21 protein-coding genes are annotated in these 23,135 nt (G+C 55.7%); 14 read left to right on the plus strand and 7 right to left on the minus strand.

The window, feature by feature from the left end; translation table 11 throughout:
* From mreC to fucR, 7 genes are all read left to right on the plus strand, one after another.
* The gene (mreC, locus tag RTU33_RS03495; protein WP_312625323.1) at positions 1–1,014 is read left to right on the plus strand and encodes a rod shape-determining protein MreC; all 1,014 of its coding nucleotides are present in this window, start codon (positions 1–3) and stop codon (positions 1,012–1,014) included.
* Positions 1,014–1,502, plus strand: coding sequence for a rod shape-determining protein MreD (gene mreD, locus RTU33_RS03500; protein ID WP_312625324.1), 489 nt, complete (start codon positions 1,014–1,016; stop codon positions 1,500–1,502). The genes mreC and mreD overlap by 1 nt, the downstream gene beginning before the upstream one ends.
* A gap of 8 nt (positions 1,503–1,510) precedes the next feature.
* Positions 1,511–2,104 carry a nucleoside triphosphate pyrophosphatase gene (locus RTU33_RS03505; RefSeq protein WP_312625326.1) on the plus strand — a complete coding sequence of 198 codons (594 nt, stop codon included), beginning with the start codon at positions 1,511–1,513 and terminating at the stop codon, positions 2,102–2,104.
* The gene (gene rng / locus RTU33_RS03510; RefSeq protein ID WP_312625328.1) at positions 2,094–3,563 is read left to right on the plus strand and encodes a ribonuclease G; all 1,470 of its coding nucleotides are present in this window, start codon (positions 2,094–2,096) and stop codon (positions 3,561–3,563) included. The genes RTU33_RS03505 and rng overlap by 11 nt, the downstream gene beginning before the upstream one ends.
* 28 nt (positions 3,564–3,591) lie before the next feature.
* A complete protein-coding gene (yhdP, locus tag RTU33_RS03515) occupies positions 3,592–7,389 on the plus strand; it encodes an AsmA2 domain-containing protein YhdP (RefSeq protein ID WP_312625329.1) in 3,798 nt (1,265 codons plus the stop codon).
* An 86-nt stretch (positions 7,390–7,475) separates the two neighbouring features.
* Positions 7,476–8,921: a metalloprotease TldD gene (tldD, locus tag RTU33_RS03520; protein WP_312625330.1), complete on the plus strand. Its 1,446-nt coding sequence runs from the start codon at positions 7,476–7,478 to the stop codon at positions 8,919–8,921.
* A 97-nt stretch (positions 8,922–9,018) separates the two neighbouring features.
* Positions 9,019–9,738, plus strand: a complete 720-nt coding sequence (gene fucR / locus RTU33_RS03525; protein WP_312625332.1) for an L-fucose operon activator — start codon at positions 9,019–9,021, stop codon at positions 9,736–9,738.
* On the opposite strand, the gene aaeR is transcribed toward fucR, so the two are convergent.
* Positions 9,735–10,661 carry an HTH-type transcriptional activator AaeR gene (gene aaeR / locus RTU33_RS03530; RefSeq protein ID WP_312625334.1) on the minus strand — a complete coding sequence of 309 codons (927 nt, stop codon included), beginning with the start codon at positions 10,659–10,661 and terminating at the stop codon, positions 9,735–9,737. The genes fucR and aaeR overlap by 4 nt on opposite strands.
* A 131-nt stretch (positions 10,662–10,792) precedes the next feature.
* Here aaeR and aaeX point away from each other — a divergent pair, with 131 nt between their 5' ends.
* From aaeX to RTU33_RS03555, 5 genes are all read left to right on the plus strand, one after another.
* Entirely contained in the window at positions 10,793–10,996 is a 204-nt protein-coding gene (aaeX, locus tag RTU33_RS03535) for a p-hydroxybenzoic acid efflux pump operon protein AaeX (RefSeq protein WP_097164153.1), read from the plus strand.
* Positions 10,997–11,003: 7 nt separating this feature from the next.
* Positions 11,004–11,936, plus strand: a complete 933-nt coding sequence (gene aaeA, locus RTU33_RS03540; protein ID WP_312625343.1) for a p-hydroxybenzoic acid efflux pump subunit AaeA — start codon at positions 11,004–11,006, stop codon at positions 11,934–11,936.
* Positions 11,937–11,941: 5 nt separating this feature from the next.
* Positions 11,942–13,909 carry a p-hydroxybenzoic acid efflux pump subunit AaeB gene (gene aaeB, locus RTU33_RS03545; RefSeq protein WP_312625344.1) on the plus strand — a complete coding sequence of 656 codons (1,968 nt, stop codon included), beginning with the start codon at positions 11,942–11,944 and terminating at the stop codon, positions 13,907–13,909.
* Between the two features lie 82 nt (positions 13,910–13,991).
* Positions 13,992–15,446 carry an NAD-dependent succinate-semialdehyde dehydrogenase gene (locus RTU33_RS03550; RefSeq protein WP_312625346.1) on the plus strand — a complete coding sequence of 485 codons (1,455 nt, stop codon included), beginning with the start codon at positions 13,992–13,994 and terminating at the stop codon, positions 15,444–15,446.
* A 51-nt stretch (positions 15,447–15,497) separates the two neighbouring features.
* Positions 15,498–15,773: a hypothetical protein gene (locus RTU33_RS03555; protein ID WP_312625348.1), complete on the plus strand. Its 276-nt coding sequence runs from the start codon at positions 15,498–15,500 to the stop codon at positions 15,771–15,773.
* Between the two features lie 49 nt (positions 15,774–15,822).
* On the opposite strand, the gene yhcN-B is transcribed toward RTU33_RS03555, so the two are convergent.
* From yhcN-B to argR, 3 genes are all read right to left on the minus strand, one after another.
* Positions 15,823–16,089, minus strand: a complete 267-nt coding sequence (yhcN-B, locus tag RTU33_RS03560) for a DUF1471 family stress response protein YhcN-B (RefSeq protein WP_312625349.1) — start codon at positions 16,087–16,089, stop codon at positions 15,823–15,825.
* 107 nt (positions 16,090–16,196) lie between these two features.
* The gene (gene yhcN / locus RTU33_RS03565; protein WP_312625350.1) at positions 16,197–16,460 is read right to left on the minus strand and encodes a peroxide/acid stress response protein YhcN; all 264 of its coding nucleotides are present in this window, start codon (positions 16,458–16,460) and stop codon (positions 16,197–16,199) included.
* A 379-nt stretch (positions 16,461–16,839) separates the two neighbouring features.
* A complete protein-coding gene (gene argR, locus RTU33_RS03570; RefSeq protein ID WP_312625351.1) occupies positions 16,840–17,310 on the minus strand; it encodes a transcriptional regulator ArgR in 471 nt (156 codons plus the stop codon).
* 414 nt (positions 17,311–17,724) lie between these two features.
* On the opposite strand from argR, the gene mdh reads away from it, so the two are divergent.
* Complete coding sequence (gene mdh, locus RTU33_RS03575; RefSeq protein WP_312625352.1) at positions 17,725–18,663, plus strand: malate dehydrogenase; 939 nt, start codon at positions 17,725–17,727, stop codon at positions 18,661–18,663.
* Between the two features lie 55 nt (positions 18,664–18,718).
* Here the strand turns inward: mdh and degS are convergent, their stop codons facing one another.
* The 3 genes from degS to zapG form a co-directional block, all read right to left on the minus strand.
* Positions 18,719–19,777, minus strand: coding sequence for an outer membrane-stress sensor serine endopeptidase DegS (gene degS, locus RTU33_RS03580; protein WP_312625354.1), 1,059 nt, complete (start codon positions 19,775–19,777; stop codon positions 18,719–18,721).
* Positions 19,778–19,865: 88 nt separating this feature from the next.
* Complete coding sequence (degQ, locus tag RTU33_RS03585; protein WP_312625355.1) at positions 19,866–21,239, minus strand: serine endoprotease DegQ; 1,374 nt, start codon at positions 21,237–21,239, stop codon at positions 19,866–19,868.
* A 164-nt stretch (positions 21,240–21,403) separates the two neighbouring features.
* On the minus strand, positions 21,404–21,802 hold the full coding sequence (gene zapG, locus RTU33_RS03590; RefSeq protein ID WP_312625356.1) for a Z-ring associated protein ZapG: 399 nt from the start codon (positions 21,800–21,802) through the stop codon (positions 21,404–21,406).
* A gap of 189 nt (positions 21,803–21,991) precedes the next feature.
* Here zapG and zapE point away from each other — a divergent pair, with 189 nt between their 5' ends.
* Positions 21,992–23,119 carry a cell division protein ZapE gene (zapE, locus tag RTU33_RS03595; protein ID WP_312625357.1) on the plus strand — a complete coding sequence of 376 codons (1,128 nt, stop codon included), beginning with the start codon at positions 21,992–21,994 and terminating at the stop codon, positions 23,117–23,119.
* Positions 23,120–23,135: the final 16 nt, after the last annotated feature.

Consider the following 23,135-nt stretch of genomic DNA (forward strand, 5'->3'; position numbering starts at 1 on the left):
ATGAAGCCCATTTTTAGCCGTGGCCCGTCGCTACAGATTCGCCTTATCCTGGCGGTGCTGGTGGCGCTTGGCGTCATTATTGCCGACAGCCGCCTCGGTACGTTCAGCCAGATTCGAACGTACATGGATACCGCCGTCAGTCCTTTCTATTTTGTTTCTAACGGTCCTCGTGAACTACTCGACAGTATTTCGCAAACCCTGGCTTCCCGCGATCAGCTTGAGCTGGAAAACCGTGCCCTGCGTCAGGAGCTGCTGTTAAAAAACAGCGACTTGCTGATGATGGGGCAATACAAGCAGGAAAACGCCCGTCTGCGCGAGCTGCTCGGTTCGCCGCTGCGTCAGGATGAGCAGAAGATGGTGACCCAGGTTATCTCCACGGTAAACGATCCTTACAGCGATCAGGTGGTTATCGACAAGGGTAGCGTTAACGGCGTTTATGAAGGCCAGCCGGTTATCAGCGACAAAGGCGTTGTCGGTCAGGTCGTTGCCGTGGCGAAACTGACCAGCCGCGTGCTGCTGATTTGCGATGCTACTCATGCGCTCCCCATTCAGGTATTGCGTAACGACATTCGCGTGATCGCCGCCGGTAATGGCTGTACGGACGACTTGCAGCTGGAGCATCTGCCTGCGAATACCGATATTCGCGTGGGTGATGTGCTGGTGACGTCCGGTTTGGGTGGCCGTTTCCCTGAAGGTTACCCGGTTGCCGTTGTCTCTTCCGTTAAGCTGGATACGCAGCGTGCGTATACGGTAATTCAGGCTCGTCCTACCGCCGGGCTTCAGCGTCTGCGCTATCTGCTGCTGTTATGGGGTGCCGATCGTAACGGCGCGAACCCGATGACGCCGGAAGAAGTGCATCGCGTTGCCAATGAACGTCTGATGCAGATGATGCCGCAGGTATTGCCTGCCGCCGATTCTATGGGGCCACCGGCACCTGTGCCGCCTCCGGCTACCGGGATCGCTCAGCCTGCTCCGGCCGCGACGCCTCCAGCGCCAGCGTCGGGAGGACAGTAGTGGCAAGTTATCGAAGTCAGGGACGCTGGGTTATCTGGCTCTCGTTTCTGATAGCCCTTCTCTTACAGGTCATGCCCTGGCCGGATAATCTGTTGGTTTACCGGCCAAACTGGGTTCTGTTGATCCTGCTTTACTGGATCCTTGCTCTGCCGCATCGTGTGAATGTGGGCACAGGTTTCATTATGGGTGCCATACTGGATCTGATTAGCGGTTCCACGCTCGGCGTTCGCGCGCTGTCTCTCAGTATTATCGCTTACCTGGTGGCGCTGAAATATCAGCTGTTCCGCAATCTGGCGCTCTGGCAACAGGCGCTGGTGGTGATGCTGCTGTCGCTGGCGGTGGATATCGTTGTTTTCTGGGCGGAGTTTTTAGTGATCAACGTCTCTTTCCGACCGGAAGTGTTCTGGAGTAGCGTGGTTAACGGTGTACTCTGGCCCTGGCTGTTCCTGCTGATGCGCAAAGTGCGCCAGCAATTCGCTGTACAATAAAGGTTTCTATGACAATGCTTTATCTTGCTTCCGGCTCCCCGCGTCGTCAGGAGTTGTTAACTCAGTTAGGTGTCAGCTTTGACCGGCTGGTGCCGGGCATTGAGGAGCAGCGTCAGCCGCATGAAGGCGCGCAGCAGTACGTGGCGCGCCTGGCGCGGGAAAAAGCTCAGGCAGGCGTTTTACTTGCTGCACAGGACTTACCGGTGCTCGGTGCCGATACCATCGTGGTGCTGAACGGTGAAGTGCTGGAGAAACCTCGCGATGCGGAACATGCGGCAGCGATGCTGCGACAGCTCTCAGGGCAAACGCATCAGGTGATGACCGCGGTCGCATTGGCCGATCGCCATCAGACGATCGACTGTCTGGTGACCACCGAAGTGACGTTCAGAATGTTATCAGACGACGATATCCAGGGGTATGTCGCCAGCGGCGAGCCCATGGATAAAGCAGGTGCATACGGTATTCAGGGGCTGGGTGGCTGTTTTGTCAGGAAGATTCATGGCAGCTATCACGCCGTAGTCGGCTTACCGCTGGTGGAAACGTATGAGTTGCTGAGCAATTTTAACTCACTGCGTGAGAAAAGGGATAAACATGACGGCTGAATTATTAGTGAACGTAACGCCTTCCGAAACCCGGGTGGCGTACATTGATGGCGGCATTCTTCAGGAAATTCATATAGAGCGTGAAGCGCGACGCGGAATCGTAGGCAATATCTACAAAGGTCGTGTCAGTCGTGTACTCCCCGGGATGCAGGCGGCATTTGTAGATATTGGCCTGGATAAAGCCGCGTTTCTTCATGCTTCAGACATCATGCCCCACACCGAATGCGTGGCCGGCGAAGAGCAGAAGCAGTTCACCGTCCGTGACATCTCTGAGCTGGTGCGTCAGGGCCAGGATCTGATGGTGCAGGTGGTGAAAGACCCGCTTGGCACCAAAGGCGCGCGCCTGACCACAGACATCACCCTGCCTTCACGCTATCTCGTGTTTATGCCCGGCGCTTCCCATGTGGGTGTTTCTCAGCGTATCGAAAGCGAAGCCGAACGCGAGCGCCTGAAAAACGTGGTGACCGAATACTGCGATGAGCAGGGCGGCTTTATCATCCGTACCGCCGCTGAGGGCGTTTGTGAAGAAGATTTAGCGTCAGATGCGGCCTACCTGAAGCGCGTCTGGACCAAAGTCATGGAGCGTAAGAAACGCCCACAGACTCGCTATCAGATGTACGGCGAACTCGCGCTGGCACAGCGCGTACTGCGTGACTTTGCCGATGCGCATCTCGATAAAATTCGCGTCGACTCCCGTCTCACCTTCGAAGCGCTGATGGAGTTTACCGCCGAGTATATGCCAGAGATGACCAGCAAGCTCGAGCACTACAGCGGCCGCCAGCCCATTTTCGATCTTTTTGACGTCGAAAATGAAATCCAGCGCGCCCTGGAGCGTAAGGTCGAGCTGAAATCCGGCGGCTATCTGGTTATCGATCAGACCGAAGCGATGACCACCGTTGATATCAACACCGGCGCTTTTGTTGGCCACCGCAACCTCGACGACACCATTTTCAACACCAACATCGAAGCGACTCAGGCGATTGCGCGCCAGCTGCGCCTGCGTAATCTCGGCGGCATTATTATTATCGATTTCATCGACATGAGTAATGAAGACCATCGCCGTCGCGTGCTGCACTCCCTGGAGCAGGCATTGAGCAAAGATCGGGTGAAAACCAGCATCAACGGCTTCTCGCAGCTGGGCCTGGTGGAAATGACCCGCAAGCGCACGCGAGAAAGCGTCGAGCACGTACTCTGCCACGAATGCCCTACCTGCCACGGCCGCGGCACGGTGAAAACGGTCGAAACGGTGTGCTATGAAATCATGCGAGAAATTGTACGCGTGCATCACGCATATGACTCCGACCGTTTCCTGGTCTATGCTTCAGCCGCCGTCGCCGAAACCCTGAAAGGGGAAGAGTCCCACGCGCTGGCCGAGGTCGAAATCTTTGTCGGCAAACAGGTCAAAGTCCAGATTGAACCGCTCTACAATCAGGAGCAATTCGACGTGGTAATGATGTAGTTTTGCTGGCTGCAACAAGGAGAGATGCGTGAGGCGTTTGCCTGGAATCCTGCTGATCACGGTGGCAACAGTTGTTGTTATCCTCGCGCTACTGGTCAGTGGCCTGCGTCTCGTTTTGCCGCATCTGGACAAATGGCGCCCGCAGCTGCTGGAAAAAATCGCCGAGTCGACGGGGCATCCTGTTGACGCGTCACAGATCAAAGCCAGCTGGGAAAACTTCGGCCCGACGCTTGAGGTTCGCGACATTAACGCCGGGCTGAATCATGATGGGCATCTCTCCGTGAAACGAGTGACGCTCGCCCTCGACGTCTGGCAAAGTCTTCTCCATTTCCGCTGGCAGTTTCGCGAGCTGACCTTCTGGCAGCTGCAAATTCGCACTAACGTTCCTCTGCAGCAGAACGACAACAGCGATCCGCTGAAAACCGATCGTATTGGCGATCTGTTCCTGCGTCAGTTCGATCAGTTCACGCTTCGCGACAGTCATCTCAGCTTCCTGACGCTCTCCGGCCAGCGCGCCGAACTCGCTGTTCCGCAGTTGACCTGGCTGAACGGTAAAAATCGTCATCGTGCGGAAGGGGAACTTAGCCTCTCCAGCCTCACCGGGCAGCACGGCGTCATGAAAGTGCGCATGGATCTGCGCGACGAGAACGGTTTACTCAATGAAGGCCGGCTCTGGGTGCAGGCAGATGACATCGACGTTAAGCCGTGGCTTGGACGCTGGATGGAAGACAATATCGCGCTGACGTCTGCCCGTTTCAGCCTTGAAGGCTGGATAGATCTCGACAAAGGCGACGTCGCCAGCGGTGACGTCTGGCTGAAAAAAGGCGGTGCCAGCTGGAAAGGCGACACGCAACCTCACGATCTGTCTGTAGATAATCTGACGGCGCATATCTCGCGTGCCAATGAGGGCTGGGCGTTCCATATTCCGGATACTCGCATTGCCATTGACGGTAAGCGCTGGCCGCAGGGCGCGCTGGCGTTGGCCTGGATCCCAGGTCAGGACGTTGGCGGTAAAGATAACGTGCGCAGCGATGAGCTACGGGTCCGTGCCAGCAACCTTGAACTCAGTGGGCTTTCCGGCCTGTTGCCGATCGCGGAGAAGCTCTCGCCGTCCCTCGGCGAAATCTGGGAAACGACCCAGCCTGCCGGTCAAATTGACGCGCTGGCGCTGGATATCCCTTTGCAGGCTACCGAGAAAACCCGTTTTCAGGCGGCCTGGAGCAACCTTGCCTGGAAACAGTGGAAGTTATTACCCGGTGCTGAACATTTTTCTGGCCGGGCAGAAGGGAGCATTGAAAATGGCGCGCTGAACGTCAACATGGAAAACGCCAAAATGCCTTATGAGACGGTGTTCCGTGCGCCGCTTGAGATAGCGAAAGGCACGGCAAATCTCTCATGGGTGAAAAACGAAAAAGGATTCATGCTGGACGGCCGCGATATCGACGTACAGGCCACCGGCGTGCATGCCAACGGCGGCTTCCGCTGGCTGCAGCCTGAGGGCGACGTTCCCTGGCTTGGCATTCTGGCGGGTATCAGCACCGACGATGGCGGCCAGGCCTGGCGCTACTTCCCGGAAAATCTGATGGGCAAAGAGCTGGTTGACTATCTCAGTTCTGCTATCAAAGGCGGCCAGGCGGATAACGCTACGCTGGTGTACGGCGGTAACCCGCATCTTTTCCCGTATAAGCACAACGAAGGGCAGTTTCAGGTCTGGGTACCGCTGCACAACGCCACCTTTGCCTTCCAGCCGGACTGGCCTGCGCTCACCAACCTCAATATCGATCTCAACTTCCTGAATGACGGGCTGTTTATGCAGGCCGATAAGGTCGCGCTGGGCGGAGTGACGGCGCACAACCTCAATGCTGCGATCCCGGACTACTCGAAAGAGAAGCTGATTATTGATTCACAGATTGCCGGGCCGGGCAAGGCAGTCGGGCCGTACTTTGACGAATCGCCGTTGAAAGATTCGCTGGGAGCGACGCTTGAAGAGCTACAGCTCGATGGCGATGTGAATGCTCGCTTACATCTCGACATTCCGCTCAACGGCAAGCAGGTGCTGGCGAAGGGTGACGTACGCCTGAATAACAACAGCCTGTTTATCAAGCCGCTCGACAGCACCCTGAAGAATCTGAGCGGCGGCTTTAGCTTTGAGAATGGCGGCCTGAAAAGCGGGCCGCTGACCGCGAACTGGTTTAATCAGCCGCTGAACGTCAACTTCTCCACCACCGAAGGGCCAAAAGCCTATCAGGTAGCGGTGAACATGGACGCGAACTGGCAGCCAACCCGTACGGGAATGCTGCCGAAACAGCTCAACGATGCCATCAGCGGCAGCGTGCCGTGGCAGGGTAAAGTCGGCATTGAGCTGCCCTACAAAGGTGGGACTAGCTACAAGGTCGATATCACGGGTGACCTGAAGAATGTAAGCAGTCGCTTACCTGCACCGGCCGATAAAAAACCGGGCGAGCCGCTTCCGGTGAAGCTAACGGCGGCAGGCGACCTGAATCATTTCGATCTGACGGGCAACGTGGGTGCGAAAGATCACCTTAACAGCCGCTGGTTGCTGAACAAAAAGCTGACGCTCGATCGAGCCATTTGGGCCTCTGACAGCCGCAGCGTGCCGCCTTTGCCGGATGCGTCGGGGGTGGAACTCAACTTACCGCCAATGGACGGTGCGCAATGGCTGGCCCTGTTCCGCCAGGGTGCCGCTGACAGCGTGGGCGGAGCCGCAGCCTTCCCGGAACGCATAACGCTGCGCACGCCGGCGTTAACCATGGCAGGCCAGCGCTGGAACAATCTCAGTATTATTTCGCAGCCTACTCTGAACGGCACCAGCGTGGAAGCGCAGGGGCGTGAAATAAACGCGACGCTTGCGCTGCGCGATAATGCGCCGTGGCTGGCGAATATTCGCTATCTCTATTACAACCCGTCCTCAACGACAACCACCGGTGAAGCCGTTGGCAGCAACCTCTATACAAAAGATCGGGTCGATTTCCAGAACTGGCCGGACGTGCAGCTGCGCTGCGCCGAATGCTGGCTTTGGGGGCAAAAATACGGGCGTATCGACGGTGATTTTGCCGTGAAGGGCAACACGCTGTCGCTCTCCAACGGCCTGCTGGACACCGGCTTTGGCCGCCTGACGATGGACGGTGAGTGGGTAAATGCCCCGGGTCGCGAACGCACGTCGCTGAAAGGCAAACTGCGCGGCAGCAAAGTAGACGCCGCGCTCGGCTATTTTGGTATTGCCACGCCGGTTCGCGACTCCTCGTTCGACATAGATTACGATCTTCACTGGCGAGACGAACCATGGACGCCGGATGTGGCCTCGCTGAACGGCATTTTGAAAGCACGTCTGGGCAAGGGAGAATTTACCGACCTCAGCACCGGTCATGCGGGCCAGCTATTGCGCCTGCTGAGCGTGGATTCGCTGCTGCGTAAGCTGCGCTTTGACTTCAGCGACACCTTCAGCGAAGGCTTCTGGTTCGACTCTATTCGCAGCACCTCGTGGATCAAAGATGGTACGCTGCACACCGATGACACGCTGGTGGATGGCCTGGAAGCCGATATCGCGATGAAAGGTTCCGTTAACCTGGTGCGACGTGAGCTGGATATGGAAGCGGTAGTGGCACCGGAGATTTCTGCCACCGTCGGTGTTGCAACGGCATTTGCCGTTAACCCAATCATTGGGGCCGCCGTGTTTGCGGCCAGCAAGGTGCTGGGGCCGCTGTGGAGCAAAGTGTCGATTCTGCGTTACCGCATCACCGGGCCAATCGATCAACCTCAAATCAATGAAGTGCTGCGCCAGGCGCGCGGCGATAAAAAGCAATGATTTGACGGACGTTACAATTTACCTCACTCTCAATAGAGAAAACTGATTTTCCGCGATCTTCGCGGCCACCAACGAGTAGCAAAACGATGAGTCTGAACCTGGTAAGTGAACATCTGCTGTCGGCAAACGGCCTGAATCATCAGGATCTGTTTGCCATACTTGGCCAACTTGCCGAGCGCCGCCTCGACTACGGCGACCTCTATTTCCAGTCGAGCTATCACGAATCCTGGGTGTTAGAAGACAGCATCATCAAAGACGGTTCGTACAATATCGATCAGGGCGTCGGCGTGCGTGCCGTCAGCGGCGAAAAGACCGGCTTTGCCTATGCCGATCAGATTAGCCTGCTGGCGCTGGAGCAAAGCGCACAGGCTGCCCGCACCATCGTGCGTGAAAGCGGCGATGGCAAAGTGCATACGCTTGGCGAAAAAGCCCATTCCCCGCTCTACACCAGTCTTGACCCGCTGCAGAGCATGAGCCGTGAAGAGAAGCTCGATATTCTTCGCCGCGTAGATAAAGCCGCGCGCGCTGCCGACAAGCGCGTGCAGGAAGTGTCCGCCAGCCTGACGGGCGTGTATGAGCTGATTCTGGTCGCGGCGACGGACGGCACATTAGCGGCGGACGTTCGCCCGCTGGTGCGTCTTTCCGTCAGCGTGCTGGTGGAGGACGATGGCAAACGCGAACGCGGATCCAGCGGCGGCGGCGGTCGTTTCGGCTATGACTACTTCCTTGAGAACGTAGACGGCGAAGTGCGTGCCGACGCCTGGGCGAAAGAAGCGGTGCGCATGGCAATGGTTAACCTCAACGCCGTGGCGGCCCCGGCTGGCACAATGCCAGTGGTATTAGGTGCGGGCTGGCCTGGCGTACTGCTCCACGAAGCGGTAGGTCACGGTCTGGAAGGTGACTTCAACCGCCGCGGCACGTCGGTATTCAGCGGCCAGATGGGGCAGCTTGTCGCCTCTGAACTGTGTACCGTTGTGGATGATGGCACCATGGTCGATCGCCGCGGTTCCGTCTCTATCGACGACGAAGGCACACCGGGCCAGTACAATGTGCTGATCGAAAATGGCGTGCTGAAGGGCTACATGCAGGACAAGCTCAACGCGCGCCTGATGGGCGTGAAGCCAACGGGCAACGGCCGTCGCGAATCTTACGCGCATCTGCCTATGCCGCGCATGACCAACACTTATATGCTCGACGGAAAATCCACGCCGCAGGAAATCATCGAGTCAGTTGACTACGGTATTTACGCGCCAAACTTTGGCGGCGGCCAGGTGGATATCACCTCCGGTAAATTTGTCTTCTCAACTTCAGAGGCTTATCTGATTGAGAAAGGCAAAGTCACCAAAGCGGTAAAAGGCGCCACGCTGATTGGCTCAGGTATTGAAGCTATGCAGCAGATCTCGATGGTCGGTAACGATCTGAAGCTGGATAACGGCGTCGGCGTGTGCGGTAAGGAAGGTCAAAGCCTGCCGGTTGGCGTTGGCCAGCCGACGCTGAAGGTCGACAATCTGACCGTGGGTGGCACCGCATAACATCCCGTGCCCGGCGGCGCTATGTTTGCCGGGCCAACAACTCCCTGCAGGCCCGCGCAAACGAAGTGCCGCCGGGCATTTTTGACGGAGACCGTAAATGAAGGTCGCTCGCCATCAGCAGATCCTCACGCTTCTTTCGCAAACCCTCAGCCTCACTACGGACGAACTGTCTGATGCACTCCGCGTCAGCAAAGAAACGGTGCGTCGCGATCTCAGCGAGCTCCAGCAGCAGGGCAAAATTCAGCGCAGCCACGGGCGTGCCCGGGCCATTCATCGCCATGCGCAGGGCAACGAAGCCCCTTTCCATACGCGGCTGAAAAGCCATTATGCCCACAAGTCAGATATTGCCCGCCATGCGCTGGCCTGGATTGAGGGCGGGATGACGATCGCGCTGGATGCCAGTTCCACCTGCTGGTTTTTGGCCCGCCAGCTGCCCGACATGCCGCTGACGGTGTTCACCAACAGCCATCCGGTATGCATGGAGCTCGGCAAGCGCGAGTACGTTCGGCTTATCAGCTCCGGCGGTGAGCTGCAGCGTCAGTTCGGCTATTACATCAATCCGTCGCTGGTCTCTCAGCTCAAAACGCTGGAAATCGATCTGTTTATCTTTTCCTGCGAAGGCGTCGATCGCCATGGCGTGATGTGGGATCCGGGCGGACATAACGCGAGTTACAAGTCGCTGTTACTGAAGCGGGCGTCGCAGTCATTACTGTTGATGGATAAGAGCAAGTTTAACCGTTCGAGTGAAGTGCGCATCGGGCCGCTCAGTGACGTCACCCATTTGATATCCGATGCGCAACCCGAACAGATGCCTTAGTTTTTCGCACGTCCGTTAATGCCCTGGAACTGCCTTGAAACATCAACGAAATAGTCGGTCAGATAGTTGATACACACCTGCACCTTAAGCGGCAGTTTGTCTTTTTCGGTATATACCGCATACACCGGGCGCGGATCGGACTGGTAGCGCGGCAGCAGGATCTCCAGCTCGCCCTGGTTGATCTCGTTGATCACCCACATCAGTGGCACAAAGGCGATCCCGGCTCCGGCTGTGAGCCAGCGGTTGAGCGTCATCGGATCGTTGGTGACGAATCGCCCTTGTGGAATGAGCTTTGTTGACAGCCCTTCCGGGGCGATCAGCTCAAATTCATTGTGGGGGCGGATGCTGTACTCCAGCCACGAATGGCTCGCCAGATCGGCGGGTTTTTCCGGTGTGCCTGCCTGCTGCAGGTAGCTTTTGGCGGCACAAAGCACCATCGGCATTGAACCCAGACGGCGTGAGAACAGCCCGGAATCCTGCAGTGCGCCAACGCGGATCACCAGATCCAGACCATCGGCAATGAGATCGGGTGCCGGGATACCCGTAACCAAATTAACCGACAAATCCGGGTACTCTTTAAGCATTCTGGAGGTGATCCCGGCGAGGACATTTTGTGCCATAGTTGAAGAACAGCCTACTCGCAGCGTACCGATGGGCGTGTTGTTAAAGGCATAAAGCTGCTCGTGAACGTCCTGGGCTTCAAACAGCATTCGCCGACAGCCCTGATAGTAAATTTTGCCAGCTTCCGTCAGGCCAATGCTGCGGGTGCTGCGGTTCAGCAGCTTAACCTGCAGTTCGTCTTCCAGCTTTGAGACGGTCTGGCTGATCGATGAGACGCTCATTTCGAGCTGTCTTGCCGCTGCCGTAAAGGAACCCAGCTCCACGACTTTGGCGAACACCGACATGCGTTTTAATCGTTCCATTGTTCACTCTGAGTTAAAAGTGATTTAGATCACATAATATAGATCACGCGATAACAGTTACGTTAATATACTGTTAGCTGAATAATTAAAGCATCGCTGCTCTCACCTGCATTCTCTTATTCAAGGTCAACATGAGTCTGTTTCCCGTCATCGTGATTTTCGGTCTTTCATTCCCGCCGATCTTCGTCGAGCTACTATTGTCGCTGGCCATTTTCTGGCTGCTGCGCCGGGTGCTGGTCCCTACCGGGATCTATGACTTCGTCTGGCATCCCGCGCTGTTTAACACGGCGCTTTATTGCTGTTTGTTCTATCTGATATCGCGCTTGTTCGTTTGAGGTCGTTGTGAAAACACTAACAAGAAAAATATCCCGAACCGCCATTACCCTCATTCTGGTCGTGCTGGCCTTTATCGCTATCTTCCGCGCGTGGGTGTATTACACCGAATCACCGTGGACGCGAGATGCTCGTTTCAGCGCCGACGTCGTGGCAATTGCACCCGATGTGGCCGGGCTTATCACCGATGTGAAGGTCAAGGATAACCAACTGGTCAGCAAAAACCAGGTGTTGTTCACCATCGACCAGCCGCGTTATCAGAAAGCCCTCGAAGAAGCCGATGCTGACGTTGCCTATTATCAGGCGCTAGCCTCTGAGAAACGCCGTGAAGCAGGGCGACGTAATCAACTGGGCGTTCAGGCGATGTCCCGCGAAGAGATTGACCAGGCCAACAACCTTTTACAGACCGTCGAGCATCAGCTAGCCAAGGCGCAAGCGACACGCGACCTGGCGCGCCTTGATCTCGATCGTACCGTCATTCGCGCTCCGGCGGACGGCTGGGTGACAAACCTCAACGTCTACAGCGGGGAATTTATCACTCGTGGGTCGACAGCCGTCGCGCTGGTGAAAAAAGAGAGTTTCTATGTGGTGGCCTACATGGAAGAAACCAAGCTCGAAGGCGTACGCCCGGGCTACCGTGCGGAAATCACCCCGCTTGGCAGCACCAAAGTGATCAAAGGCACCGTCGACAGCGTCGCCGCGGGCGTGACTAACGCCAGCAGCAGCAGCGATGCTAAAGGTATGGCGACCATTGATTCCAACCTCGAGTGGGTTCGCCTGGCGCAGCGCGTGCCGGTCCGCATTCGTCTCGACCAGCAGCAGGGCAACCTGTGGCCTGCGGGCACGACGGCAACGGTGATCATCACGGGTGCGAAAGACAGGGACACGCAGAAGGCCTCCTTCTTCCAGAAGCTGGGTATGCGCCTGCGTGAGTTCGGTTAATCGCGATGGGCATTTTCTCTATCGCCGATCGGCACCTGCGCTTTGCCATCAAGCTGGTTTGCGCGATTGTGCTGGCGCTGTTTGTCGGCTTTCACTTCCAACTTGAGACTCCGCGCTGGGCGGTATTAACCGCCGCTATCGTCGCCGCGGGCCCGGCGTTTGCTGCCGGTGGTGAGCCGTACTCCGGCGCTATTCGCTATCGCGGCATGCTGCGTATTTGCGGGACGTTCATCGGCTGTATCGCGGCGCTGGCAATCATCATCGGCATGATCCGCGCGCCGCTTCTGATGGTGCTGGTCTGCTGCCTGTGGGCCGGTTTTTGTACCTGGGTCTCCTCGCTGGTTAAGGTTGAAAACTCCTACGCCTGGGGCCTGGCGGGCTACACGGCGCTGATCATCGTGATCACCATTCAGAACGAACCGCTGCTGTCGCCGCAGTTTGCGGTGGAGCGCTGCAGCGAAATTGTGATTGGTATCGTCAGCGCGATTGTTGCCGATTTGCTCTTCTCCCCACGTTCCATCAAGCAGGAAATTGACCGGGAACTCGACGCGCTGCTGGTTGCTCAATATGAGCTGATGCAGCTCTGTATTCGCCATGGCGACAGCGAAGTGGTGGACAACGCCTGGAGCGCGCTGGTTCGCCGCACGCAGGCGCTGGAAGGGATGCGCAGCAATCTGAATATGGAATCGTCGCGCTGGGCTCGTGCGAATCGCCGCCTGAAGGCGCTGAATACGCTCTCCTTAACGCTTATCACCCAGGCTTGTGAAACCTACCTGATTCAGAATACCCGCCCGGACCTCATTACCACCGAATGGCGTGAGATGTTCGACGAGCCTGTCGAAACCGTGCAGGATGTTCATAAGCAGCTCAAACGCATGCGCCGAATTCTGGCGTGGACCGGCCAGCACGACACACCGATTACGCTGTACAGCTGGGTCGGCGCGGCGACCCGTTATCAGCTGCTCAAACGCGGCGTGGTGGGGAACGCGAAAGCCAGCGCCCGCGAAGAGGAGATTTTGCAGGGTGAAGTGGTGGTGAAGGTGGAATCTGCCGAACGCCATCATGCGATGATTAACTTCTGGCGCACCACTTTGTCCTGCGCGCTGGGTACGCTGTTCTGGTTATGGACGGGCTGGACGTCCGGCAGCGGTGCGATGGTGATGATCGCTGTCGTGACGTCGCTGGCGATGCGTTTGCCCAATCCGAAAATGGCGGCCATCGACTTTTTATACGGCACCATTGCTGCGCTGCCGCTCGGGGCGTTTTATTTCCTGGTGGTGCTGCCCTCCACGCAGCAAAGCATGCTGTTGCTGTGTATCAGCCTTGCGATAATGGCGTTCTTTATCGGCATTGAAGTGCAGAAACGGCGGCTGGGATCGCTGGGTACGCTGGCGTCCACGATTAACATTCTGGTGCTGGATAACCCGATGACGTTCCACTTCAGCCAGTTTCTCGACAGCGCGCTTGGCCAACTGGTGGGCTGTTTCCTCGCGCTGATGGTCATTCTGCTGGTGCGCGATAACTCGCAGGCCCGCACCGGACGCGTTTTGTTGAACCAGTTCGTGTCGGCGGCGGTCTCTTCGCTGACGACCAACACCGCCCGGCGTAACGAAAACCATCTGCCCGCACTCTATCAGCAGCTGTTTTTGCTGCTGAATAAATTCCCCGGCGATATTGCCAAGTTCCGCCTGGCGCTGACGCTGATTATTGCGCACCAGCGCCTGCGGGATGCGCCCGTCCCGGTGAACGACGACCTCTCGGCTTTCCACCGCCAGATGCGACGCACGGCAGACAAGCTGATCTCCGCCAGCAGCGATGACAAGCGCCGTCGCTACTTTGGACGCCTGCTGGAAGAGCTGGGTGTCTATCAGGAAAAACTGGCGATCTGGCAGGCACCCGCACAGGTGACCGAGCCGGTGAAAAGGCTGACGGACATGCTGAGGAAATATCAGCATGCGCTGACGGTGAACTGACCTCTAAAACCGACGCCAAAAGCGTCGGTTTTTTTATGGCTATACTTAACTGTTATCACAGGACAATACTGTCGGAGGAAACATGACAATGCAGGCGCTCCAGGATAACGAACTCTTTCAGACCGGCTTTCTGGTCAATGGCGAATGGAAAATGCTCGATACCACGTTCGATGTGGTAAACCCGGCGACAGGCGAGACGATTGCCAAAGTGGCGAAAGCCGGGAAACGCGAAACCGAAGCGGCCATTGCTGCCGCAAGCAAAGCCTTCCCGCTCTGGCGAGCGAAAACCGCGAAAGAGCGCTCCGAAATTCTCTACCGCTGGTATCAACTCATCATTGAGAACAAAGCCTGGCTTGGCAGGCTGATGACCACCGAGCAGGGCAAGCCGCTGAAAGAGGCTGAGGGCGAAGTGGAGTATGCAGCCAGTTTCATTCAGTGGTTTGCCGAACAGGGCAAGCGCGCTAATGGTGAAATCATCCCACCCGCTAAGCCCGGCTCGCGTATTCTCGCAACCCGTGAACCCGTCGGCGTTGTCGCCGCTATCACGCCGTGGAATTTCCCGATGGCGATGCTGACGCGCAAGCTTGGCCCGGCGCTGGCGGCAGGCTGTACCGGCATCATTAAACCTGCAAATAACACCCCGCTGAGCGCCTTTGCGCTGCTGCATCTGGCGAAGAAAGCGGGTGTGCCGGATGGCGTACTGAACGCTGTGGCAGGGAATACCCAGGAAATCAGTGATGCAATTATGGCGAGCCATGAAGTGCGCAAAATATCCTTCACCGGTTCGACCGCAGTCGGTAAAACGCTGGTCCGTAATGCTGCGGAAACCATGAAAAAAGTGTCGATGGAGCTGGGCGGGAATGCGCCTTATATCGTGTTTGAGGATGCGGATATCGATGCGGCCGTCAAAGGCGCGATCGCCAATAAGTTCCGCAACGCCGGACAGGTGTGCGTCAGCGTAAACCGCTTCTATATTCATGAGAAGGTTTATGACGACTTTACCCAAAAGCTGACGGAGGCGGTTAACGCGCTGAAAGTCGGGAACGGGATGGAAGAGGGCGTGGTTGTCGGACCGCTGATTGAACCTGCTGCGGTGAAGAAGGTGCGTGAACACGTTGAAGATGCGGTAACAAAAGGGGCGAAAGTGCTGACAGGCGGTAAACCGCACGCGCTCGGTGGCAACTTCTGGATGCCGACGGTGCTCGGCGAATGCCGCGACGAGATGCAGCTTGCGCAGGAGGAAACCTTCGGCCCGGTGGCTGCCTGTTTCCGCTTCAGTAACGAGGATGAAGTGGTTCAGCGTGCCAACAACACGCCGTTTGGGCTGGCCGCCTATTTCTATACCCAAAACCTGCAGCGGGTCTTCCGGGTTTCACAAGCGCTTGAGAGCGGCATGATTGGGATTAACGAATGTGCCGTGTCGACAGAGCTCGGGCCGTTCGGTGGCGTAAAAGAGTCCGGTCTGGGAAGGGAAGGGTCGGTGCTGGGGCTGGAGGAGTTTCTGGAAGTGAAAACCCTGCACCTTGGGGGATTGTAAGCTGCATGTCGGGCGGTTATGCCGCCCGCTCTGGCAAAAGGCGGAGCACAAATGAAAACCTATACCTTTGATTTTGATGAAATAGGTACTCAAAACGATTTCTATCGTGAGTTTACCCGCACTTTTGCGCTCAGCGGCTCGCCCATTCGCGATCTCGATTCGCTCTGGGATGTGGTAACCGCAAGCCAGCTGCCGCTGCCCCTGGAGATTGAGTTTGTACATCTGGAAGAGAAACAGCGCCGTCGCTACGGAGCGCTCATTTTGCTGTTTGATGAAGCGGAAGAAGAGCTGGAAGGGATGCTGCGTTTCAATATTCGTCAGGCATAAAAAAGCCCCCGACAGGCGGGGGCAAGTCGTCAGATAAGACGACGAGGGTTTATTTGTACAGCTCAGCCGTGGCGTGCCAGCTGTCGCCGGTACGCGCTTCGATGATGCGATAAGAAGAAGCACCTTCTTTTTCAGCTTTTGCCGCCAGTTCGTGACGCATATCCATTGGTGCGCTACCGACCTGAGAAACAGACACGGTACCCATGGATTGCAAGCCCTGTGCCTGTTCTGCGTTCACCTGATGAACAGCTGCACCTGCGCTGAAGGACAGAACGGATGCCAGACCCAGTGTTGCGATAATCATTGCGCTTTTCATAATTTTTACCTCAATTCGTTTACTGTGCGGCGAGAAGGTTTGAACTGCTTTTTTTATGCCTGGTGCCGCAGGATTAAATGCATTTTACTTCTGACTAAAATTCAAACTTATTTGTACAGCTCAGCCGTTGCGTGCCAGTGGTCACCGGTACGTGCTTCGATCACGCGATAGGATGAAGCGCCTTGTTCCTGGGCTTTCTGGTTCAGCATTTCGTGCATGTCCATTGGCGAAGAACTTACCGCGCCGACAGAAACGGTACCGATGGCTTCACGATTAGCGGCTTGATCCGCATTGATAGAGTCCGCAGCGAAAGCGCCAAAAGAGAGAGCAGAGAGAATGGTCAATGCGCTTACAGTGGTTTTGATTTTCATAATTTTTACCTCGTCGAATTTTTTATCAGGGTCTTTGTTTCGTGACCCTCATCACAAAATCAAGTATACACTAATCACCCAAAAAATTAATACCACGCTAATGGTTTCTCTCGTAATTAAGTGTCAAGAAGCGTCGTTTTTATAACGGAAAAGCATTAAAAACGTCAGTTGGCGGCGGGTTTTGTGATTTATTTATAATTAAATCATATAGATATATGAATTTGATGATTTGTGCTATTTTGCTAACAGCATTGACTGGATGATGACATTAAGGCAGTGAAACGCACTTAATGTTAAAGTAAAGGGGGTTTTATGTAGCACTTCGGTTGTTATCCGGAAGATAAGACGCTCTCCGACAGGGCGCCGGAGAGATGCAGAATTACAGCTCTTGTTCGAACAGCACCAGAATGGCTTCGTACAGATCTTTCACGGTAAACCCGCGAGCAGGGGTGGTGAAGATGGTGTCATCCCCGGCGATGCTGCCAAGAATGCCCTCCGCTTTCCCCAGAGAATCCAGCAGGCGAGCGATAAGCTGTGCAGCACCAGGGCTGGTGTGGATAACCACCACCGCGTCGTTATAGTCGATATCCAGTACCAGATTCTTTAATGGGCTGGAGGTGGTTGGTACGCCGAGTTCCGCAGGAAGGCAGTACACCATCTCCATTTTGGCGTTACGCGTACGCACTGCGCCAAACTTCGTCAGCATCCGGGAGACTTTGGACTGATTGATGTTTTCGAAGCCCTCCTCCTGTAATGCCTGGACGATCTCTCCCTGAGAACTGAACTTTTCTTCTTTTAACAGCGCTTTAAACGCTTTGACCAATTCTTCTTGCTTAGCCGAGCTTCGCATAAGTCACCCGTATCATGGCGGTAAAAACAACATTATTATGCATATGGATGAATTTTTATGCAAATTATCTGCCGTGAATTAGGCTGAAATAATGTTATGAAAGGGAAGGATTTTATCAAAAATTGTTATCAGGGAACATGCTTTCGTCACGAGTCGAAAATAACGGCAAAAGTAAATCAAATGTTATGAAAATGGTGTTGTTTTGCCCATCTGGCTGGGTGTATTGTAGCCAACAGTCGACCGGTTACGCCGTCGCGGCGGTCTGTCACAGATGGTAAAGTGAGCGATAGCGCCGTTTTGCTGCGGGCAGCGCCGCATTCTTCACCCTCGCTTGTTGTTATTGTTTACCTTGTGAATTAAGGTTGCCGCCACGGAGTTACGGTAGATGAAACTAACCATAATAAGGAGTTTAGGATGAAAGTCGCAGTCCTCGGCGCAGCTGGCGGTATCGGCCAGGCGCTTGCCCTACTACTTAAGACCCAACTGCCTTCAGGCTCAGAACTCTCCCTGTATGATATTGCGCCGGTTACCCCGGGCGTGGCAGTCGATCTCAGCCATATTCCAACCGCAGTGAAGATCAAAGGTTTCTCCGGTGAAGATGCAACCCCGGCGCTGGAAGGCGCTGATGTGGTGCTGATCTCCGCAGGCGTCGCGCGTAAACCGGGAATGGATCGCTCCGATCTGTTCAACGTTAACGCGGGCATCGTGAAGAATCTGGTGCAGCAGGTCGCAAAAACCTGTCCAAAAGCCTGTATCGGTATCATCACCAACCCGGTCAACACCACGGTGGCCATTGCCGCTGAAGTATTGAAAAAAGCCGGCGTGTATGACAAAAACAAACTGTTCGGCGTCACCACGCTGGACATCATTCGCTCAAATACCTTCGTGGCGGAGTTGAAAGGCAAGCAGCCAACGGAGATTGAAGTGCCGGTTATCGGCGGTCACTCCGGTGTGACTATTCTGCCTCTGCTGTCGCAGATCCCAGGTGTCAGCTTCTCCGAACAGGAAGTGGCCGATCTGACCAAACGCATTCAGAATGCGGGTACCGAAGTGGTGGAAGCCAAAGCCGGTGGCGGTTCCGCAACCCTGTCTATGGGCCAGGCGGCGGCACGTTTCGGCCTGTCGCTGGTGCGTGCGTTGCAGGGCGAGAAAGGCGTGGTGGAATGTGCCTACGTTGAAGGTGACGGCGAGCATGCACGTTTCTTCTCGCAGCCGCTGCTGCTGGGTAAAAACGGCGTCGAAGAGCGTCAGTCCATCGGCAAGCTGAGCGAGTTTGAACAACACGCGATGGAAGGCATGCTGGATACGCTGAAGAAAGATATCGCGCTGGGCGAAGAGTTCGTTAACAAATAAGCCTGGCAGCCAGAAAGTAAAAACCGGAGCCTGTGCTCCGGTTTTTTTACGCCTGTTAGTTGGTGGCGGGGTATTCCTGAATGGTGACGTTCAGGGTCAGCTTTTTATCGTCACGCATGACGATAACCGGGATGACAGAACCCGGACGAATTTCGGCGACCTGATCCATTGTTTCCAGCGCAGAGACTGCCGGTTTGTCGTTCACGGAAACAATCACGTCGTTGACCTGAATGCCTGCCTCAGCAGCCGGGCCACCAGGTGCCACTTCATTTACCACGATGCCCTGAATCTGATCTATCGCGCCGCCCTGAGTGTGAAGAGGCGCAATTTCACGGCCGCTGATGCCGATATAACCGCGGATCACCCGACCATCACGGATAAGCTTATCCATAATTTTCGTCGCCAGCTGGAATGGAATGGCGAAACCGATTCCTTCAGGTGTCTCACCGTCGTTACTCTTGTCAAAGGAGAGGGTATTAATCCCCATCAGCTCGCCCAGCGAATTCACCAGCGCACCGCCGGAGTTACCGTGGTTAATGGAGGCATCCGTTTGCAGGAAGTTCTGGCGGCCGGATGGGTTCAGGCCAATACGCCCGGTGGCGCTGATAATGCCCTGGGTGATGGTTTGCCCGAGGTTGTACGGGTTGCCGATGGCCAGCACCACATCGCCAATGTGCGGGATGCGTTTCGGGTTAATCGGAATGACCGGCAGCCCGCCGCTGGCGTTGATTTTGAGCACCGCAAGATCAGTCAGGCTGTCGGATCCGACAATGAGCGCCTCGAAAACGCGCCCGTCCTGCAAAGCGACGATGATCTGATCGGCATCGTTAATCACATGCTTGTTGGTAATAATGTACCCGCGCTCGTCCATAATCACGCCGGAGCCGAGCGTTAATACGTTATGGCTGGTATTGTTCAGCGCGCGGTTATAGATGTTAACGACGGCAGGCGCCGCCCGCTTCACTGCGGGATTGTAGCTGACCGGCGATTCATCCGCGCTGTCATACGTCGTGGATGAAAGGGGGTTAAGCTGGCGCAACGAAGGCATGGCGGCTAACAAAATGCCACTGACGATGCATCCAATTGCGACTGAGCGTAAAAGCTTTGCAAGCATGTGCGATTATCACAGGTAAGGGAACCGGGGCAGCATAGCACGAGTTATGCGGACATCACACGCAGGCAATGTCCGCCCTTAACAGATCCTAACGCAGCAGCAGATAGATGCTTTCATTCCCGCGCATCACATTCAGCGCAATGATGGCAGGTTTGGCTTCCAGCACCTTGCGCATTTCAGCGATCGACTGCACGCGCTGGCGGTTAATGCCGATGATCACATCATCTTTATGTAAGCCAACCTGAGCTGCGGCGCTGCCTTTTTCAACGTCGTTGAGAACAACACCTTTAGTACCGTCTTTCATTTGACCGTCGCTCAGGGATGCTCCCCGCAACGCCGGAGTAATCAGCTCTGCGCTGGCCGTGGAAGAGGTACTCTTATCCAGCGTGACCTCAACGGTCATCGGCTTGCCATCGCGCAGCAGCCCAAGTTTTACTTTGGTGCCCGGCTCCGTCGTGGCGATACGCGAACGCAGTTCAGCAAAGCTGCTGAGCGGCTTATCATTGAGGCTCACGATAATATCGCCCGCTTTAACCCCCGCTTTTGCCGAACCAGAGCCTGGCAACACTTCGCTGACGAACGCCCCGCGCTGGATATTGAGATTGAACGCTTTGGCGATATCTGCGCTCATCTCCATGCCTTTAACACCTAAAAGGCCGCGCTTGATCTCGCCAAACTGAATCAGCTGTTTGGCGAGGGTAATCGCCATGTTGCTTGGGATCGCAAAGCCGATGCCAATGCTGCCGCCGCTCGGCGCGAGAATGGCGGTGTTGATCCCAACCAGTTCTCCGTTGAGGTTCAGCAGCGCGCCGCCGGAGTTGCCCCGGTTAATGGAGGCATCGGTCTGGATAAAGTTTTCCAGGCCTTCAAGATTCAGGCCGCTGCGCCCCAGTGCGGAGATTATCCCCGACGTGGCGGTCTGGCCCAGACCAAACGGATTGCCTACCGCCACGGCAAAATCCCCGACGCGCAGCTTGTCGGAATCGGCGATGGCGATTTGCGTCAGGTGATCGGCTTTCTGGAGCTGAAGCAGCGCGATGTCACTTTGATCGTCGCTGCCGACCAGTTTGGCGTCAAACTCACGGCCATCGTTCAGCTGGACGCTGATTTTTTGTGCCTGGTTAACGACGTGATTGTTGGTGAGCACGTACCCTTTGGCAGCATCAATAATGACGCCAGAGCCCAGCCCTTCGAACGGCTGGGGCTGATCGACTGGCGCATCGTCACCAAAATATTTCTTAAGTTCGTCAGGGACTTGTCCCTGGCTTGCCGGTGTGGCCGTCCCCTCCACCTGAACGCTTACCACCGCAGGCAGCACTTTCTCCAGCATCGGCGCGAGGCTTGGCACCTGCCCCTGGCCTGGCAGAACTGCAGGCAGAGAAGCTGACACCGGCATCGCCACGCCAAGAGATAACCCGACGCTTAACGCTAACGCACTCAGTAATAAAGTTTTTTTCTTCATTGATGCTGGCTCTCATGACCTGAGGAATGTGAGAAAAAATACGCCCATAAACAGCCCGATGTTATTGAATTTTCGGACGTCTAACAATGAGGTTGATGATTAATAATAGCCGGGGCGGGAAGGAAGTGGCGGGCGCAAGGGCTGCGCCCGTAAATAAAGAGGGGTTAGTCGCGTTTGGCGGCGCTGCGCAGCAGACCGGATGCACCATCAGAATAGTCGCGTGGCATCTGAACCGGCGCCTGATCGTTACTGGCCTCGGACTCTGCCAGGCGGTTACGGAACGGGTTTTCTTCCGCGCTCATTTCCGGCAGCAGGCTGCTGGAGCTTTTCGCCATATGCTGATACAGCTGGCGGTAGTCGTGAGCCATATTGTCGAGCAGCTCGGCGCTGCGGGCAAAGTGGCTGACCAGTTCTTCACGATACTCGTCCAGCTCTGCTTTATTCTTTTCCAGTTCGTACTGCAGGGCCTGCTGTTGACGTAACTTGCGGTTACCAAATCGCATAGCGACGGCGCCAATGATGAGACCGACAACCAGACCAATTAGCGCATATTCCCAGGTCATGAACTTCTCCCGTTGTTTTGTGGTTCCGTAGGGTGGCAATAAGGCTCCTCGCCTGCGCCCGATAGTGCCACTATAACCGCTAATCCCTTAGAAGTGGAATCCTGGCGTGTCATCGCGTACTGTAGAACGGCCTTTTTTTCGACAACCGTGAACTGCTGCACATTGCTTTTCAGGAAATAACAACAACTTATGCAAAGCATGACCCCCACATCGCGATATGAACAGGCCCTGAAAGAGGGGTGCTACCAACCCGATGACGTTCAGCGTGAGGCCGTTTCCCGGCTGGATATTATCTACCAGCAACTGACCTCTCTTCCGGCGCAAAGCCCGACAAAAGGCGGTCTGCGGGCCAAATTAGGTAAACTGTTGGGTAAGCACGAGTCAGCTTCCCGGGTTCCGGTACGCGGCTTATATATGTGGGGCGGCGTAGGGCGTGGGAAAACCTGGCTGATGGATATGTTTTATCAAAGCCTGCCTGGAGAGCGTAAGCAGCGTCTCCACTTTCACCGTTTTATGCTCCGCGTGCATGAAGAACTCACCGCGCTGCAGGGGCACAGCGATCCGCTGGAAATCGTGGCCGACCGCTTTAAGTCCGAAACCGACGTGCTGTGCTTTGATGAATTTTTTGTCTCAGACATTACGGACGCGATGCTGTTAGGCGGCCTGATGAAGGCCCTTTTTGCACGTGGGATCACGCTGGTGGCGACCTCCAACATTCCTCCTGATGACCTGTACCGCAACGGTTTGCAGCGCGCACGTTTCCTGCCTGCGATCGATGCTATTAAAGCAAACTGCGACATCATGAATGTGGATGCCGGGATTGACTATCGTCTGCGGACGCTGACCCAGGCGCATTTGTGGCTATCGCCGCTGAACGATGAGACGCACCAGCAGATGGACAAACTCTGGCTGGCGCTCTCCGGTACCCGACGCGAGAAGCCGACTGTGCTTGAAATCAACCACCGTTCACTGCCAACGCTGGGGGCAGAAAATCAAACTCTGGCAGTCTCGTTCACCACGCTGTGCGTGGATGCCCGTAGTCAGCATGATTACATTGCTCTTTCGCGTCTGTTTCATACCGTGATGCTGTTTGATGTACCGGTGATGACGACATTAATGGAAAGTGAGGCGCGGCGTTTTATTGCGCTGGTGGATGAATTCTATGAACGTCATGTCAAACTGGTGGTGAGCGCGACCGTGCCACTCCACGATATTTATCAGGGCGAGCGTCTGAAATTTGAGTTCCAGCGCTGCCTTTCGCGCCTGCAGGAGATGCAAAGCGAAGAGTATTTGAAGCGTGAACATCTGGTCGGTTAAAAACCCCCTGGCAAAT

Origin of the sequence: Scandinavium sp. (assembly GCF_032012665.1) — a bacterium.
Classification (GTDB): Bacteria; Pseudomonadota; Gammaproteobacteria; order Enterobacterales; family Enterobacteriaceae; genus Scandinavium.